This is a genomic window from Collimonas silvisoli (genome assembly GCF_018305005.1).
Taxonomy (GTDB): domain Bacteria; phylum Pseudomonadota; class Gammaproteobacteria; order Burkholderiales; family Burkholderiaceae_D; genus Collimonas; species Collimonas silvisoli.
Window position 1 is genome coordinate 1 of the sequence record NZ_JAGQEG010000077.1, and the last position, 14645, is coordinate 14645.

The 14645-nt window shown below is 56.2% G+C and carries 14 protein-coding genes; 3 read left to right on the forward strand and 11 right to left on the reverse strand.

Annotated features, from left to right (window positions below; genetic code table 11):
• The 7 genes from KHU33_RS18845 to KHU33_RS18875 all read right to left on the reverse strand — a co-directional run.
• Positions 1 to 893 (reverse strand): Tim44 domain-containing protein (locus tag KHU33_RS18845; protein WP_211465726.1); only part of this gene is annotated, 893 nt, incomplete at its 3' end.
• Positions 894 to 901: 8 nt separating this feature from the next.
• Positions 902 to 1636 (reverse strand): bifunctional demethylmenaquinone methyltransferase/2-methoxy-6-polyprenyl-1,4-benzoquinol methylase UbiE, encoded by a 735-nt coding sequence (gene ubiE / locus KHU33_RS18850; RefSeq protein ID WP_211465727.1) that lies wholly within the window; start codon positions 1634 to 1636, stop codon positions 902 to 904.
• Positions 1637 to 1733: 97 nt separating this feature from the next.
• Positions 1734 to 3122 carry an FAD-dependent oxidoreductase gene (locus tag KHU33_RS18855; RefSeq protein ID WP_211465728.1) on the reverse strand — a complete coding sequence of 463 codons (1389 nt, stop codon included), beginning with the start codon at positions 3120 to 3122 and terminating at the stop codon, positions 1734 to 1736.
• 38 nt (positions 3123 to 3160) lie between these two features.
• Positions 3161 to 3712 (reverse strand): phosphonate degradation HD-domain oxygenase, encoded by a 552-nt coding sequence (locus KHU33_RS18860; protein WP_211465729.1) that lies wholly within the window; start codon positions 3710 to 3712, stop codon positions 3161 to 3163.
• Between the two features lie 15 nt (positions 3713 to 3727).
• Entirely contained in the window at positions 3728 to 5185 is a 1458-nt protein-coding gene (phnY, locus tag KHU33_RS18865; protein WP_407928300.1) for a phosphonoacetaldehyde dehydrogenase, read from the reverse strand.
• A 48-nt stretch (positions 5186 to 5233) separates the two neighbouring features.
• On the reverse strand, positions 5234 to 6463 hold the full coding sequence (phnA, locus tag KHU33_RS18870) for a phosphonoacetate hydrolase (RefSeq protein ID WP_211465731.1): 1230 nt from the start codon (positions 6461 to 6463) through the stop codon (positions 5234 to 5236).
• A gap of 27 nt (positions 6464 to 6490) precedes the next feature.
• The gene (locus KHU33_RS18875; protein ID WP_211465732.1) at positions 6491 to 7189 is read right to left on the reverse strand and encodes a phosphonate utilization associated transcriptional regulator; all 699 of its coding nucleotides are present in this window, start codon (positions 7187 to 7189) and stop codon (positions 6491 to 6493) included.
• A gap of 228 nt (positions 7190 to 7417) precedes the next feature.
• Between KHU33_RS18875 and KHU33_RS18880 the strand changes: the two genes are divergently transcribed.
• From KHU33_RS18880 to KHU33_RS26920, 3 genes are all read left to right on the forward strand, one after another.
• Positions 7418 to 8551 carry a 2-aminoethylphosphonate--pyruvate transaminase gene (locus KHU33_RS18880; RefSeq protein WP_211465734.1) on the forward strand — a complete coding sequence of 378 codons (1134 nt, stop codon included), beginning with the start codon at positions 7418 to 7420 and terminating at the stop codon, positions 8549 to 8551.
• Positions 8552 to 8767: 216 nt separating this feature from the next.
• Entirely contained in the window at positions 8768 to 9034 is a 267-nt protein-coding gene (locus KHU33_RS18885; protein ID WP_211465736.1) for an AbrB/MazE/SpoVT family DNA-binding domain-containing protein, read from the forward strand.
• Positions 9035 to 9046: 12 nt separating this feature from the next.
• Positions 9047 to 9439: a type II toxin-antitoxin system VapC family toxin gene (locus KHU33_RS26920; protein ID WP_211465738.1), complete on the forward strand. Its 393-nt coding sequence runs from the start codon at positions 9047 to 9049 to the stop codon at positions 9437 to 9439.
• On the opposite strand, the gene KHU33_RS18895 is transcribed toward KHU33_RS26920, so the two are convergent.
• The 4 genes from KHU33_RS18895 to KHU33_RS18910 form a co-directional block, all read right to left on the reverse strand.
• Complete coding sequence (locus KHU33_RS18895; protein WP_211465740.1) at positions 9338 to 9997, reverse strand: hypothetical protein; 660 nt, start codon at positions 9995 to 9997, stop codon at positions 9338 to 9340. The genes KHU33_RS26920 and KHU33_RS18895 overlap by 102 nt on opposite strands.
• Before the next feature lie 24 nt (positions 9998 to 10021).
• Positions 10022 to 10783 carry a hypothetical protein gene (locus tag KHU33_RS18900; RefSeq protein ID WP_211465741.1) on the reverse strand — a complete coding sequence of 254 codons (762 nt, stop codon included), beginning with the start codon at positions 10781 to 10783 and terminating at the stop codon, positions 10022 to 10024.
• 301 nt (positions 10784 to 11084) lie between these two features.
• Positions 11085 to 11354: a hypothetical protein gene (locus KHU33_RS18905; protein ID WP_211465743.1), complete on the reverse strand. Its 270-nt coding sequence runs from the start codon at positions 11352 to 11354 to the stop codon at positions 11085 to 11087.
• Entirely contained in the window at positions 11351 to 14503 is a 3153-nt protein-coding gene (locus KHU33_RS18910) for a hemagglutinin repeat-containing protein (RefSeq protein ID WP_211465745.1), read from the reverse strand. Before KHU33_RS18910 ends, KHU33_RS18905 begins: the two co-directional genes overlap by 4 nt.
• Positions 14504 to 14645 lie beyond the last annotated feature (142 nt).

The window sequence follows — 14645 nt, forward strand, 5'->3', positions numbered from 1 at the left end:
CCCGATTGCGGTTTGGACAAATTCCAGACTTCAGTGAACGGCTCTGCCGATGCTTCCGGCATTTCCTTGATCAGGCCGGTGAATTTGACGCTGGCCAGATAGTCGCTGCCGACGGTTTCGATGCCCATCAACTCGCCATCCAGCTGCACCACATCGGTATTATTGGGCGATGCGCCGCGCTCTTGCAGTTGCAAACGCAGTTCGCCGAACATTTCCGGCGTGGTGAATTCGCGGATATCGTTGATATCGGCCTTATCCCAAGCCGCTTGCAGGCGGATGAAATAGGTTTTGGCGCTGCGCACGAAACCCGGCACATCGAAATCGGCTGGAATGCCCCAAGGCGCGCTGTGCGCGGCCGCAGCCGGATCTGCCTGCGATGCCGACGGCTGGAACGACGGGCCGCTGCTGATGCGCGAGCCGATTTCCGGCGTAAAACCGGAAGGGCTGTTGTCAAAACTGGCGGCAGGAGAATTAGCGCCGGAATAAGCGGCAGGCGTCGGCGCACTGCTGTTCTTACGCATCAGCAAGCGCACCACAAAAATCACCGCCACCGCCAGCAAGGCCATCAGCAGGAAAGAACCGAAGGCGCCGCCCATGCCGAAGTGCGACATCAAGGCGCCCAGGCCCAGGCCTAACAAAGCGCCGCCCAGGATGCCCTTCCAGGGGCTGGCCGGTTTGGGTGGAATCGCCTGCGGCGCAGCGGCAGGTGCTGCCGGCTTGGCCTGGTTGGCATTGCCGAAATTCTGTGTCGGCTGGCTTGGCGCCTGGCGCGAAATTCCGGACGACTGCTTGCCGAACGAACCGCCGCCGCCCAGGCGACGCGCATCGGCATTCGATAGTGTCAACGACAAGGTGCTTGCGACCATCAGCAACACCAGCAAAAATTTCTTCATGCGAGCTCCTACAGTTTTATGCCGGTATGCAAGGCCGCCACACCGGCAGTTAAATTGAAATACTCAACCCGCTCCAGACCGGCGTCCGTCATCATCTGCTTCAGGGTGTCCTGATCGGGATGCATGCGGATCGACTCAGCCAGGTAACGGTAGCTTTCAGAATCATTGGCAATTTTCTTGCCCAGCCACGGCAATACGGAAAACGAGTAAACGTCGTAGGGCTTTTTCAGCGGCTCCCAGACTTTCGAAAACTCCAGCACCAGCAACTTGCCGCCCGGCTTCAACACGCGCCGCATTTCCGCCAGCGCTGCGTCTTTGTGCGTCATGTTGCGCAAACCGAACGCCACCGATACCCGGTCGAAATAATTGTCCGGAAACGGCAATTTCTCCGCATCGCATAGTAAGGTGGGGATGGACAGGCCATTATTCAAGAGACGGTCGCGGCCAACCCGCAGCATCGACTCATTGATATCGGTCAACCAGACTTCGCCGCTAGGCCCGGCGCGCTTGGCAAACGCCTTGGCCAGGTCGCCGGTGCCGCCGGCGATATCCAATACCTTGAAGCCAGGGCGGATCGCTGCCTGGGCGATGGTGAAAATTTTCCAGACCCGATGCAAACCGGCCGACATCAAATCGTTCATGACATCGTATTTGGGGGCGACCGAGTGGAAAACTTCGGCAACTTTGTGGACTTTATCGTCCTCGGAGACGGTTTTGTAACCGAAATGCGTGGTGTTAGTCATGGTGGCAAGCTTGTTTGCCGAGGCTTGTTTGGCTTGCCAAATAATCTATTCGATGTTTGCCACCGGCCTCAACCGGCGTTACATGCCGTTCGAACAACTAAGCCTTATCAGCCTTGCCCGCCGCATTCGCCAGTTTGCTCAACATCTGGTCCAGCAACCAAGGCTTGCGATCCTGGTCTTCCGCCAGTTCCTTGCGCCGGATCGCATCGCGCACCACCAGCGAGCCGATATAACGCAGCGGCTCCGGCGGGAACTGGCCGCGCGGGCCGGCTGCCAGCGGGCTGCGGCTCCATGCATTATCGAGACCCAGCACCAGCGATGACAACAATTGCCCGCCCATGTAGCTGGGGCCGACGCCGTTGCCGGAATAACCAAAGCCGTAAAACACGTTCGGCATGTCATCGAGCCGCCCGAAGAACGGTAAGCCGGTCACCGAGCGATCGGATGGGCCGTTCCAGCTGGCGGTGATCGGCACACCGGACAGCGCCGGGAAAAATTCGTGCAGGCTGCGCTTGAGCTGCTGCTCATAGGGTGAACGCTGGTCGAATACCGGCAGGATGCGGCCGCGCCAGGCGAAAGTATTGCCGCCCTTGCCCAGCATCAGGCGGCCGTCTTCGGTAGTCCGGTAATAGAACACGAAAGTGCGCGAATCCAGTACCGATACGCCATCGCTCAAACCAATCTGCTGCAGCAGTTCAGGGCATTTTTCCGTGATCACCATATCGCTGGAGACCACCGCCAAGGTCCGTTCGAATTGCGGGAAACGGCTTGCCATCCAGGCGTTGATCGCCAGCACCATCTTGCCGACTTGCAGACTGCCGGCAGGTGTTTGCAGCGTCACCGTGGATCCGGGTGTGAACGACAACATCGGCGTTCTTTCATAAATCCGTATGCCCATTTCTAGCGCCACGCGGCGCAGACCGCGCACCAGCTTGCCGGGATGCACGGTCGCTGCCATCGGCGAAAACACACCGGCGAGATTACGCGCCGAACCGGAGCGCTGTTGCACTTCGGCGTCCGGCAACGGCTGGTAGGAACTGATGCCCTGCCGCTGCAGCTCTTCCAGCACCGGATCCAGCACACCCAGTTGCGCCTTAGTAGTGGCCGTATACAGAGTGCCGTGCTGGCGGAATTCGGCGGCTACCTTATGCTCGCGGCAAAAATTGCCGATGTGATCGACTACCGCCTCCGAGGCTTTGACCAGGCGCACGGCTTCAGTTTCGCCGAATAGGCGGCGCAAGGTGAAGAATTTGGTGGACCAGGTCAGCAGGCAGCCACCATTGCGGCCGCTGGCGCCAGCGCCGCACAAATCGCTTTCGATGACGGCAATGTCCAGCGCCGGATTTTGCTGCTTGAGTTGGATCGCGGTCCACAAACCGGTAAAGCCGCCGCCGACAATGCCGACGTCAGCCTTGTGCCGGCCTTGCAGCGCGGGGGCCAGCTCACCGTCGGCGAATAATGCATCTTCCAGCCAGAATGGGCGCATGGGCTATCGATCCTAGACGAGCAATGACTGAACAATAATTACGCAGTGACTAAGGCGCAAGCAGACATCAGCGTGGAAAAATGCAGCAAATCGGGAGTCGCCATTCCTGCCACCTTGGCCTGGTCATCCCACTGGCGCAAGCTGACCGCATCGGCGGCATAAGGACGGGCGATGAACTGCGCGGCGTCGGCGGTGGAAAACACCCCGCCCTGCAATTCCAGGCTGCGTTTGGAATCCTCCGACAAACGCCCCCAATAAGCAGCATCCGTAGCGCACAAGTAGCGCTTGGCGTCGACGTGCAGACGAATCGGCTCCAGCACCGCGGGGCTAAACAGGCCGCGCAGATACGGTATCGCAAAATATTGGTGGGTATCGTCGACGCCGCGTGCCGATGGCGTCTCGCCCTGCGGATTCAGCAAATGCCCGAGATCGTGCAGTAAAGCGGCGCAGATCAGTTCCGGCTGCACTCCGGCCTGCTCTGCCAGGGTGGCCGATTGCAGCGCATGTTCGAGCTGGTTGACCGGCTCGCCGCTGTACATCTGATGGCCGCCGCGTTCGAACAGTTCGCAGATTTGCGGGATAGTCAGCATAGATTCAGCTCCAACTCAGTTCCAAGGCAGAGAATAAGTTTTGGTATTGCAGAAGCTCTTCATCGCCTCTTGCACGCCTTCCTTGTAACCCAGGCCGGAATCCTTGATGCCGCCGAACGGCGTCAGCTCCAGCCGATAACCGGGGACTTCGCGCACATTGATGCTGCCGACCTGCAGTTCGCGCACGAAGCGGGTGATGTAGTCGAGACGGTTGGTGCATACCGACGACGATAAGCCGTAGGGCGTCGAATTCGAGATGCGGATGGCGTCGGCAATGTCGGTGCAGCGGATCACCGGCGATACCGGGCCGAAGGTTTCCTCGGCGACCAGTTGGCAATCGGCCGGCACATGATCGAGCACGGTTGGCGAATACAGCGCGCCGTCGCGCAGATTGCCGAACAGGAGCTTGGCGCCGTGCTGCTGGGCATCGTTGACTTTCGCTTCGAAGGCGGCGGCAGAACGCGCATCGATCACGGTACCCATGTCGTTATGCGGATCCATCGGATCGCCATATTTGATGGCCTTGGTTTTGCTCACCAGAAGTTCGACAAATTCATCAGCCACGGCTTGATGCACGATCATGCGCTTGATCGCGGTACAGCGTTGGCCGGAATTTTTATACGACCCGGAAACCGCCAGCGTTGCCGCTTCTTCCAGATCGGCGTCTTCCATCACGATGATCGGATCGTTGCCGCCCAGTTCGAGAATCTGGCGTTTATATACCGCTTTACCAGCGATGTATTTACCGATCGGCACGCCGCCGGTAAACGTCACCAGATCGACATCGGGATTGGTCAGCATCTCGTCGGCGATTTCGCCAGGATCGCCGGTGACGACCGAGAACATTTCCGGCGGCAAACCGGCTTCGTACAAAATGTCTGCCAGCAGCAGAGCCGACAGCGGTGTCTTTTCAGTTGGCTTGAGCACCATCCGGTTATTGGTGGCGATGGAAGGCGCGACTTTGTGGGCGACTTGATTGAGCGGGTGATTGAACGGGGTGATCGCCGAGATTGCGCCCAGCAACGGTTCTTTCAAGGTGTAGACCTTGCGCTGTTTGCCATGCGGCGTCAGGTCGCAGGAAAACACCTGGCCGTCATCCACCAGCGCCTGGTTGGCGGCAAACACGAATACATCGCAGGCGCGGCCGACTTCATACAGGCTGTCTTTCTTGCACAAGCCGGCTTCAGCCGTGATCAAATCGGAAATCGCATCGGTGTTGGTGCGCAACAGCTCCGAGGTGCGCAGCATGATGCGTGATCGTTCGTAGCGTGTCAGCGGCGAACGGAACGCACACGCAACCTGGAAGGCATGGCGGATATCTTCGACCGTGGCTTTCGGCACCGAACCGACCAGCGCGCCATTGAAGGGATTGCGAATTTCTATGCGGCGCGGGTTGCCAACCAGCTTGCCCGCTATCCGCATGTCTTGATGCAAGGGTTCGCCCTGCTTGAGCTTGCTCAGTTCGGTCAGCATCATATCCTCGGGTCTGATTTGCGGAACTTGGAAATCTATTGCGTGTAGTTATCGGGTGTGATTCATCGCCAGATAAAAAACGTCGAAATTACGCAGCCTGTGACCGGCCGGGATGGCGCTCAATTTACGGTTGAACATCAACGGTACTCTCTGCTCGGAAATACCGCCGTGCGAACGCAACGGCACTTTCAGTTCGGACAGATCGTGACGGCTGGCAGAAGTGCCGATCACCGTCAGGCGTTCGCTGACCACCACCAGATCGCCGATGCGATCCGGCGGCAATTCGAAACGTTGCGCCGCCTGCGCGCGTGTCAGCACCAGTTCGATGCCGGGAATGGCGCGGATCTTGTCAGCGACATCGGCAACATCGGCGGCAGCGCCCAGATAGACGGTAGCGTAAGAACCGAGCGCGCCATGATGCACTACGTAGGGATCGGTAATCGGCAAGATGACACGGGTTTTCTCGACGCCGATTTTGGCGTCCAGCACATCCTGCAGATAGATTACGTTGGCGTTGCCGGCGCTGTCGGTCTTGGCGTTCATGCCGTGATCGGCGGTCAGGCCGATCACGGCGCCCAAGGCATCGAGCTGGGTCAGGTAATGATCCATCATCGCGTAGAAGGCGTTGGCGCCGGGCGTGCCGGGCGCATATTTGTGCTGGATATAGTCAGTGGTCGACAGATACATCAGGTCCGGCCGTTCGCTGGCCAGCAATTTGACCCCGGCGGCGAACACGAATTCGGACAGCTCGGCGCTATACACCGATGGCAGCGGCATGCCGACCAGTTCCAATAAATTATCTATGCCGTTGTGTTCCAGCGTGGCCTGATCGGCTTTCTCTGCCGAGAAGCAGATGCCGCGCATCTTGTGGCCGAGCAGGCCGCGCAGCTTGTCCTTGGCGGTCACTACCGCAACCTTGGCGCCTGCATCGGCGAAGCTCGCCAGGATGGTGGCGGCGCGCAGATATTTGGCGTCGTTCATCATGACTTCCTGCCTGGTTTCCAGGTCATAGAAATAATTGCCGCAGATGCCATGCACAGCCGGCGGCACGCCAGTCACGATCGACAGATTATTCGGATTGGTAAAACTCGGCACCACGCAATCCGCGCTCAGCACCGTGCCCTGCTCCACCATTTTCTTCAGGAATGGCGCGACGCCGGCTTGTATCGCCTGATTGATGTATTCCTGTTCACAGCCATCAACGCATACCACCACCAGCGGCTGTTGCATCGATTGATAGCTACGACCATTGACGTTAAGGGTTTTGGCATTGGGCATGGCTTACTTTCGCTGTGCGTCGATCAGTTAGTTGGCTGCGGCGGCAGCAGCCTTGGCTTGCGCCTTATGCATGCGGTTACGTCCGGCCACTGCGTGCTCGCGCATGACGTCGCCGGCAGCTTGCGAGTCACCACTGGCGATGGCGTCGACGATCTTGTGATGTTCGCTGGTCGAAATGGGCAAGCTGCCTTTTTGCGCCAGCGCCGAGCGGCGGAACAGATTGAGTTCGTTAACCAGGCGGCGATAGGTGTGCAACAGTTTTTTGTTAGCGGTGAATTGCACCAGCAAATCGTGGAAATTCAAATTCAATTTCAAGTAGCCATCAACATCGCCCAAGGTCACCATGCCATCCATCTTGTCCAGCAAAGTGCGCAGCTCCTGCACCTGGGCCGGCTTGATGGTGGCGGCCAGCTTGCGGCCGATCAGCTCATCCAGCGCCGCCCGCACCTCGTAAATTTCATCGGCCTCCTCAACCGAAATCTGGCGCACGAAAACACCGCAGTTTTTCTCCTGCTGCACCAGCCCCGCCTCTTCCAGCGCACGAAACGCCTCGCGCACCGGGCCGCGTGAAACACCCAGCATCTCGGCCAGCGACACTTCATTGAGTTTGTCGCCGGCGACCAGGTCGCCGGTGAGGATCATGCGTTCCAGCTCTTTCTGCACTAGCGAAGGCAGCGAGTTTTTCTGGACCAGGGCGATGGCGTTCATGGTGCGATTGGTAGTCATGGCGGATCTTTTTTTCGAGTTGGTGATTGCACTTTAATTTAACAGAGTGTAGATTGTCAACAAAATACATAAAACATGATGCAATAAAAAGCAGCAGAAAACAGATCCCCGCAACAGATTGACCGGATTTCAATATTGGCGGCATCACGGCAGGACGACTTGCCCAACATCTGAGGAGACGACAATGAAACAGCAATTTGCACACATCCTGCGCGCAAAGGAAATACCATGAGCCTGCAAAATCGCGGCCCGATTCTTCTGACACCCGGACCACTCACCACCTCGCTCGCTACCAAGAGCGCCATGCTGCAGGATTGGGGTTCATGGGATGCGTCATTCAACGCCATCACCGGCAAGGTGCGCAAACAATTGCTGGATATCGCCAACGCCCACGAGAGCCATGCGTGCGTGCCGATGCAAGGCAGCGGCACATTTTCGATAGAAGCGGCGATCAACACGCTGTTGCCGCGCAACGGCCACATGCTGGTGCTCATCAACGGCGCCTACGGCAAGCGCATGGCGAAGATCGTCGAGATGATGGGGCGCCAAGTCTCTGTTTTTGAAACCGCCGAGGACGTGCCAACTACGGCTGCCGATGTCGAGCGCATGCTGAGCAGCGACCGCAGCATCACCCATGTCGGCGTGATCCATTGCGAAACCAGCACCGGCATCCTGAACCCGTTGCAAGAAATCGCCGAGGTGGTGGCGCAGCACAAGAAGAGCCTGATCATCGATGCCATGAGCTCCTTTGGCGCATTGGAAATCGACGCCGCCAAGATCAGTTTCGATGCCCTGATCGCGGCCAGCGGAAAATGCATCGAAGGGCCGCCAGGCATGGGTTTTGTGATTGCCCGCAAGAGCGTATTGGAGAAATGCGCCGGCAATTCAAGATCGCTGTCGCTAGATCTGCACGATCAATGGATGTATATGGAAAAAACCACGCAATGGCGCTTCACGCCGCCGACGCATATCGTGGTTGCCTTCCACCAGGCCTTGAACCAATTTTTTGCAGAAGGCGGCCAACCGGCAAGACTGGCGCGCTACAGCAAGAACTACGACACCCTGATGGCGGGCATGCGCGAATTGGGGCTGATTCAGTTTTTACCGGCAAAAATCCAGGCCCCGATCATCGTCACCATGCATGCGCCGAACAGCGCTAATTATGAGTTCAAGGATTTTTACAACCGGGTGCGTAATAAAGGTTTCATTCTCTACCCGGGCAAGCTGACCCAGGCTGAGACTTTTCGTGTGGGTTGCATCGGAGCGATTGGCGCGGAAGAAATGCGACAGGCGGTGCATGCGATTGGGGATGCGTTGCGGGAGATGGGGATTAAAGCAAGGAACGCGACTAACTCTTTCTGAGTTTTCCGACCGATTACTGAGTCGCCACCAAGTGGCGATTCAACGTATCCAGGCAGACCATCCGAAAGCGACTACCGCTAAAGTAATGCAGATGCACAGTATTGTTGACGCGATCCGTGCCGCAAGAAAGGTTTTTGACTGTTACGCTCGCTTCGGGCAAGTGCCCATTGGGCACTTGCGGTAAGATGTGAAGACTTACCACCGACCAGGCGTAACATGGAAACCGTCAAATTATCCAGCAAAGGCCAAATTGTTATCCCAAAAGCGATGAGGGATGATCTTCATTTGCCACCAGGGACTGAATTTGTAATCAGCATGACTGCAACCGGGTTGACTCTGACGCCGAAAACGTTGTTCCCAAAGGCAACCGCGAGGGAAGTGCGAGGTTTTTTAGCCAAGCGGGGGCGCAAATTGCCCGATGATAATGATATCAAGGCCAGCATCAAAGCGCGGCTGAAGGCCCAAGATGAAGCAAGCAAGTAAGGCCGCGCCCCAATGATCGCGCTCGACACTAATATTCTCGCCCGTTACCTGCTGAATGATTCGCCAGCTCAGGCGGACAGTGCCGAAAAATTGCTACATGGTTCAGAACCGTGCACGGCCCCGATTACAGTTTTTTTGGAACTCGTCTGGGTGCTGGAGTCTTGTGATTGCGAGCCAGTTGAGATCGTCAAATCGATTCGCCTGCTTTGTGGGTTGGAGAACTTCAGGCCGCAAAACCTTGACGTGCTCGCTTATGCATTGCACTGGTATGAGGGCGGCATGGATTTTGGCGACGCGTTGCACTTAGCTATGAGCGCGAAAGAAAACGGATTCAAGACGTTTGATAAGGCGTTTTTGAAAAAGGCAAAAGAGCTTGGGGCATACCCAATTGTGACAGCGCCTTAAATCAACCATATCCTTTTGCACTTTGGCTTGATCGAAGACTTTACCGACGCCGCTTTCCTTGTCACCGGTGTGGACATCGCTGTTGCCGGCAATGCCGCAGATGCCGCTTTGGCCGGTGATGCTGCCGCCGGCAATGATGGTGCTCTTGTCGTTGGTGACCGTGCCGGACAGAACCATGTTGCCGCCCGAGGTGATCTTGCCGGGGTCGCTGGTCTTGACTACGCTTTGCTGGACAATCTGGGTGTAATCCCGTTTGTGAAACCGCTCGTTGCGCCAGTTGCCGGGCAGGATCAGCACAATCCCGCCGTCGCCGCTATCGCCCCAGGTGACTTGATCCGCTGCGAACCAGACACCGGGCGCGCTCACGGGGCTGTATTCGATGACGCGCTTGGTTTTAGTCGCATCTATCTGCAACTCGGTGCTGAAATGATCGTTGCGGTTTGTCAATGCGGCGGTGTGCAGCGTCAGCGCGCCGCCGGCGTCGATGGTGGCGGAGGCGTTGAGGATACTGACAGCGTTGCCGATGACATTGTTATCGGCGTCCAGCGCACCGCCCATGGCCATGTCGTTGAGGCTTTGCAGTCATCGGCTGGAAAGTTCGTTCATGTCAAAAACCACACGTTGAACTTGAGGCACTAGCGCCAGCAACCCGTTGTCCAGCGCATCTGCCGCCTGCTTGGCGTCGTCTAAAAGACCGCTGTAGGTGATATAGGTTGGCTTACTAAGTATGTTCGACAGGCGGCTCTCAATTAACGGCTGCTGAGGGCCGCTCATAAGAGCGAACTCCACAATGACGACCGGCCGATAACTACTGGTAGCGCTTTCTGCCACATAGCTCTTTGAAGTACGCAATACAAGTGCCGTATAACCAGGCGTAAACATCATATCCCTAGCCTTGCTCTTGGATAACACTGCATCACCCGTCGGACGCTCAATCTTGGTCAGCTTAACTTCCCGCCCGGTTAAGCGAAGTTGCTCCGCCAGGTTTTGAGCGAATTGTTCTGTAAAGTCATGCGTACCGGAAGCGTCATGCACGGCCTTCGTGAAATCAGCGCTACGGCTGCGGGCGCGATCAACCATCGTAGTCTTGCTGGCAGCGTGCGCTCCCAATCCCGCAATCATGCCAATGGGCCCCAGCAAGCCCGACAGGCCGGCATAGCTCGATCCCCCGGCGTCGAGCACGGGATAATCCTGATCGGGATGATAGAAAATTTCGATGCGCTGAGTTGCTTCAATTGCGGACCGATTGGCTTGCTTTTGTGCGAGATGGGGCGGTGCAGTGGCGCAGCCGAGGAGAAACAGGGATAGAAACATTGGGAACAAAAAGGATTTTATTTTCTTCATTGGGGATTACTCTTTTCTTTAGGTGAAATTGCGATTCGGGTAACTCAATGTGGAAGACGAAAAACTGTTCCGCATTATTTTTGATCCATGTCTCATCTGGATGCATTTGCTGATTGTTTGCATGAACGCCGAATATTTAGGAGCCTAGCCAAAACATCTTCCATTCCCATCTCATTTTTTTCCTGATTTAATTGCTGCATCTGCGACGAATTTTTCATTGCTTCGGCAGCCTCATTAATAGCTGGGCTCCAAAGAGGAAATCTTTCCGACTTAAGTAATTTTTTTAGATCGTCGTACTTTCTCAAGAAAAAATCAAAAAGAAAAATACTCCCACTACAACAACGCAATATGCAATCCGACCAATCTGATTGGCGCCTTGGTTATAAGCGAAAGGGGCCGGTAAATTCCAATTTTTAAATACCGCATTTGCAATCCATATGACCCAAGCGACTCCACAACATAAAAATAGCAATTGGTCATATTGCTGATGCATAAAAAAATGTGTTCCCTTAACTACGAAAGCAACTCCTACTAGGACGAGCAACAATCGCATTGCATGAAGACGGCTCATTTCTCACTCCTAAACATATCTTTGGCTTGCTGCTGCGTCCGATCGACAAACGCTTGCCATCCGCCACCTAAATCAACAAGCGAAACAACACGACTGGCAACCGCTTCACCCATACCGTAGACATTTTGCAAGTATTGTTGTGCTGCTTTTTGCATCGCCTCTTTTGCTACGACATTCCCGGTTTTTCCATCCACATAGCCGGATCCAACACTAGCGATAGTTCCCAAAATACCCGCCATTAAACCTATAGCCCCTACTGGATTAGCAATACCCGCATACGTAGCCCCTTTATTAATATCATCAAATATCTTCTTATCCAGCGCCTTCATATATGCGGCCGTCTGTGGATCAGACATATCCATATTCTGCCCACCGCAACCCGCCGACGCCCGGGGGCATGGGAAATATTTTGCTGAATAGGTTTTGCCATCGATGACATATTGCTGGCTATAACGTCCTTCATCATCCAATGGCAGGCTGGTTGCCGGGTCGCGCTTGATAGTGTTGATGCCAGTGGTTTCCGCTTGCTTGATCGGCGCTTTAACAATCACACCGGCAATTTCTTTGTCCACGCCACTGCTGTTAAGCCACGGCTGATTCTTTTGCTCATTGGTGGCGTAAAACAAATACTGTCCATTCCCGATGGATAGATTAGGTGACTGTGCCGCATATTCCGATTGCAGCACGTGCAGGAAATCCTCTGCCTGCTTGAAATAAGGCACATCATAACCAAAGTTGTAATCCACCAGATTTTGCGCTGTGTTGGCCAGCATTGCTGTAGCAGCGGTAATTTGGTCTTGCGTTGGATTGTCAGTGCTGTATATTTTTTTCGCAAAACGAGCCGCATTGTCTTTAATCATCTGCGTTTCTGTCGGATGAAGCCGTCTATTATTCGAGTCGACCGCCAATCCCATCCCCGCGCCAGCAGCACTGCCACCGCTCGCCAATGCGCCCATGCCCGCCGCCGTTCCCATCGCAATCGCTTGCGATGTCAAATTTGCGGTAGCCGGATCGACCCCGGCGTTGATCAAACCGTCGCGGATATTATTTTGCAGGTCTGTCAGCAGTGTTGCAGCGCTGGCGGTTGCGCCTGCACCCAATGCGCCGGCAACACCGCCGCTCAAGGCTCCGGCGGCGCTATGCAAGGCGATACGCCATTTACCGTTTTCTCCCCAGTCCTTGGCGTCGGCCAGAAGCGCGGCTTGCTTGTCGGGATCGGATTCTGTTCTGGCTTGCTCTTTTAACGCATTGGCCCGGCTATCTGCGAATGTGCCGATAGCCTTCGGTGCTTGCTGACTGAACGCCAGCGTGATTTGTGTTTGCGCATCAATATCCCGTTGCACTTTGTTGGCGTCGAAGATCGGCGCGATGCCGCTTTCCTTGTCGCCGGTGCGGACATCGCTGTTGCCGGCAATGCCGCTGATGCCGCTTTGGCTGGTGCTGCTGGCGTCGCCGCTGTCGTGACCGAAGCCGATACCGGTGCCTTGATTACCGGCCGGCTGGGTGCCAACGCCGCCGGTGACGCTGACGGAATTGGCGCTGTAACTGGCGCTGTTCTGGATATCGCTTTGGGTGAGTGAGCCGGTGACGAAACTGTTCTTGGCGTCCTGCACGGCCTTATCGGTGCTGGCAATCACCGCCCCCTTGAGATCGGTATTGCCTTGCACATTGATCGCAAAGCCGCCGTCGCCCGCCTTGATGCCGGATTGCTCGGTAACGCTTTGAAAGTTGCTGTCGATCTTGCTCTTGCCGCCGCTGACGTTGATGCCGCCTGCCCCCGCACCGATCGGGATGGTGACGCCGACGCCGACATTCTTTTGCGTTGAATTGTAGGTGCTGCTGTCTTGCAGGCTTTCGATATTCAGACTGCCGCCGACTCCGGCGATGACCTGCTGGCCGCTGGCGGTTGCACCCTTCATATTGGTGTCGCCGCCGGAGGCAATGACGAGTTGATTGCCGGCGGTGACATGGGTATTGCTGTAACTGACATCCGAGCCGTCCGCCTTGCCTCTGCCCTGGCTGGCGCTGGCGTTGACGCTAAAGCCGGTAGTCGTGCCGAAGCCGACGCCAACCGAAGCGCTGCTGGAACTGTTGCTGCTGTGCTGCTCATACGTGCTCTTGGCCGCTTGCAGATTGATATCGTTGTCCGCAATCAGCTTGGCGTTATTGCCGGCGCTGATGTTGGAGCCGATGACATTGATGTTACTGTCCTTGCCGCCGCCTGTTGCCACGATATTGAGATTGCCACCCGCCGCGACATTACTGCCTTTGGCGCTTGTACTGCTTTGCTCGCTATGGCTTTGGCTCTTGCTGGAGCCAAGACTGACGCTGACGTTGACGCCGCCTGCTGTGCTTTGATTTTTGGACACAGCGTCAACGGCGTTGTAGGTGGACAGGGCAGTAACCGCCCCGGCCAGCACCTGCATCCGGCCATCGCTGGTCTGGCTCGCCGCCCGTCCCATCTGCTGCCCGGTCTGCACCGCCGAGATCACTGGATTGGTCACTGCCACCGTCACGCCGCTTTGCTTGAACTTACTGTCCTGCGTCGCGCTCATGGTTTCGGTGGCGGCGGTGATATCAACGGATTTGGCGGCGATGCCGATATCGCCCTTGGGCGCAATCACGTCGCTGCCGGTCTGGGTATAGGCGTTGCCGGCGCTGACGCGGATATTGCCGTCGGTGCTGCCGATGGTGCTGCCGGTCTGCGTGGTCTGCTGGCTGGTCTGGGCGGTTTGTTGATTCTTCGATCCGATGGTCACGCCCACGCCGCCGCTGCTGAACATGCCGGAAGTCTTTTCTTCGAGACGATACCTGCTGTCGCTGGTGTTTTGCGCGCTGCTGATGGTGACGTTGTTCTTGGCGTGCAGATCGACATCGTTGGTCGCAACGATATTGCTGCCGGTGACGCCAATATCCCGCCCGGCCTGAATGATCAAGCTGTCGCCCGACAAGGTGCTGCCGACAGCGGTGCTGGTGCTGACGTTGGTTTGCGAACGGTCGCTCGATGACGACAGCATGCCTTTGGAGGTGAAGTAAGTCGCTTGATCGACGCTGCCGGTTTGCTGGGCCGTGCCGATATGGACATCGCGCCCGGCGGCGGCCACCAACTGGCCGCTGGCATTGATATACCTAGCCAAAACATCTTCCATTCCAATCTCATTTTTTTCGCGAAATCAGAAGAGATTTTTTTGTTAGCTCCCAGAATTCCTTCTGCTTTTTCTCTTTAAAAATTGAATGAATAGTTAGTAATGTGAACATCCCTACAAAAAATCCGTTAATCACGCATAAAAA

Excerpts from the sequence above, each read along its gene's own strand:
- KHU33_RS26920 (WP_211465738.1), top strand. The coding sequence starts at position 9,047 with ATGATCGCGCTCGACACTAATATTCTCGCCCGTTACCTGCTGAATGAT.
- phnA (WP_211465731.1), bottom strand. The coding sequence starts at position 6,463 with ATGCCCAATGCCAAAACCCTTAACGTCAATGGTCGTAGCTATCAATCG.
- KHU33_RS18895 (WP_211465740.1), bottom strand. The coding sequence starts at position 9,997 with ATGGGCGGTGCGCTGGACGCCGATAACAATGTCATCGGCAACGCTGTC.
- KHU33_RS18875 (WP_211465732.1), bottom strand. The coding sequence starts at position 7,189 with ATGACTACCAATCGCACCATGAACGCCATCGCCCTGGTCCAGAAAAAC.
- phnY (WP_407928300.1), bottom strand. The coding sequence starts at position 5,185 with ATGCTGACCGAACTGAGCAAGCTCAAGCAGGGCGAACCCTTGCATCAA.
- ubiE (WP_211465727.1), bottom strand. The coding sequence starts at position 1,636 with ATGACTAACACCACGCATTTCGGTTACAAAACCGTCTCCGAGGACGAT.
- KHU33_RS18905 (WP_211465743.1), bottom strand. The coding sequence starts at position 11,354 with ATGAGCCGTCTTCATGCAATGCGATTGTTGCTCGTCCTAGTAGGAGTT.
- KHU33_RS18910 (WP_211465745.1), bottom strand. The coding sequence starts at position 14,503 with ATGGAAGATGTTTTGGCTAGGTATATCAATGCCAGCGGCCAGTTGGTG.
- KHU33_RS18900 (WP_211465741.1), bottom strand. The coding sequence starts at position 10,783 with ATGAAGAAAATAAAATCCTTTTTGTTCCCAATGTTTCTATCCCTGTTT.
- KHU33_RS18860 (WP_211465729.1), bottom strand. The coding sequence starts at position 3,712 with ATGCTGACTATCCCGCAAATCTGCGAACTGTTCGAACGCGGCGGCCAT.
- KHU33_RS18880 (WP_211465734.1), top strand. The coding sequence starts at position 7,418 with ATGAGCCTGCAAAATCGCGGCCCGATTCTTCTGACACCCGGACCACTC.
- KHU33_RS18855 (WP_211465728.1), bottom strand. The coding sequence starts at position 3,122 with ATGCGCCCATTCTGGCTGGAAGATGCATTATTCGCCGACGGTGAGCTG.
- KHU33_RS18885 (WP_211465736.1), top strand. The coding sequence starts at position 8,768 with ATGGAAACCGTCAAATTATCCAGCAAAGGCCAAATTGTTATCCCAAAA.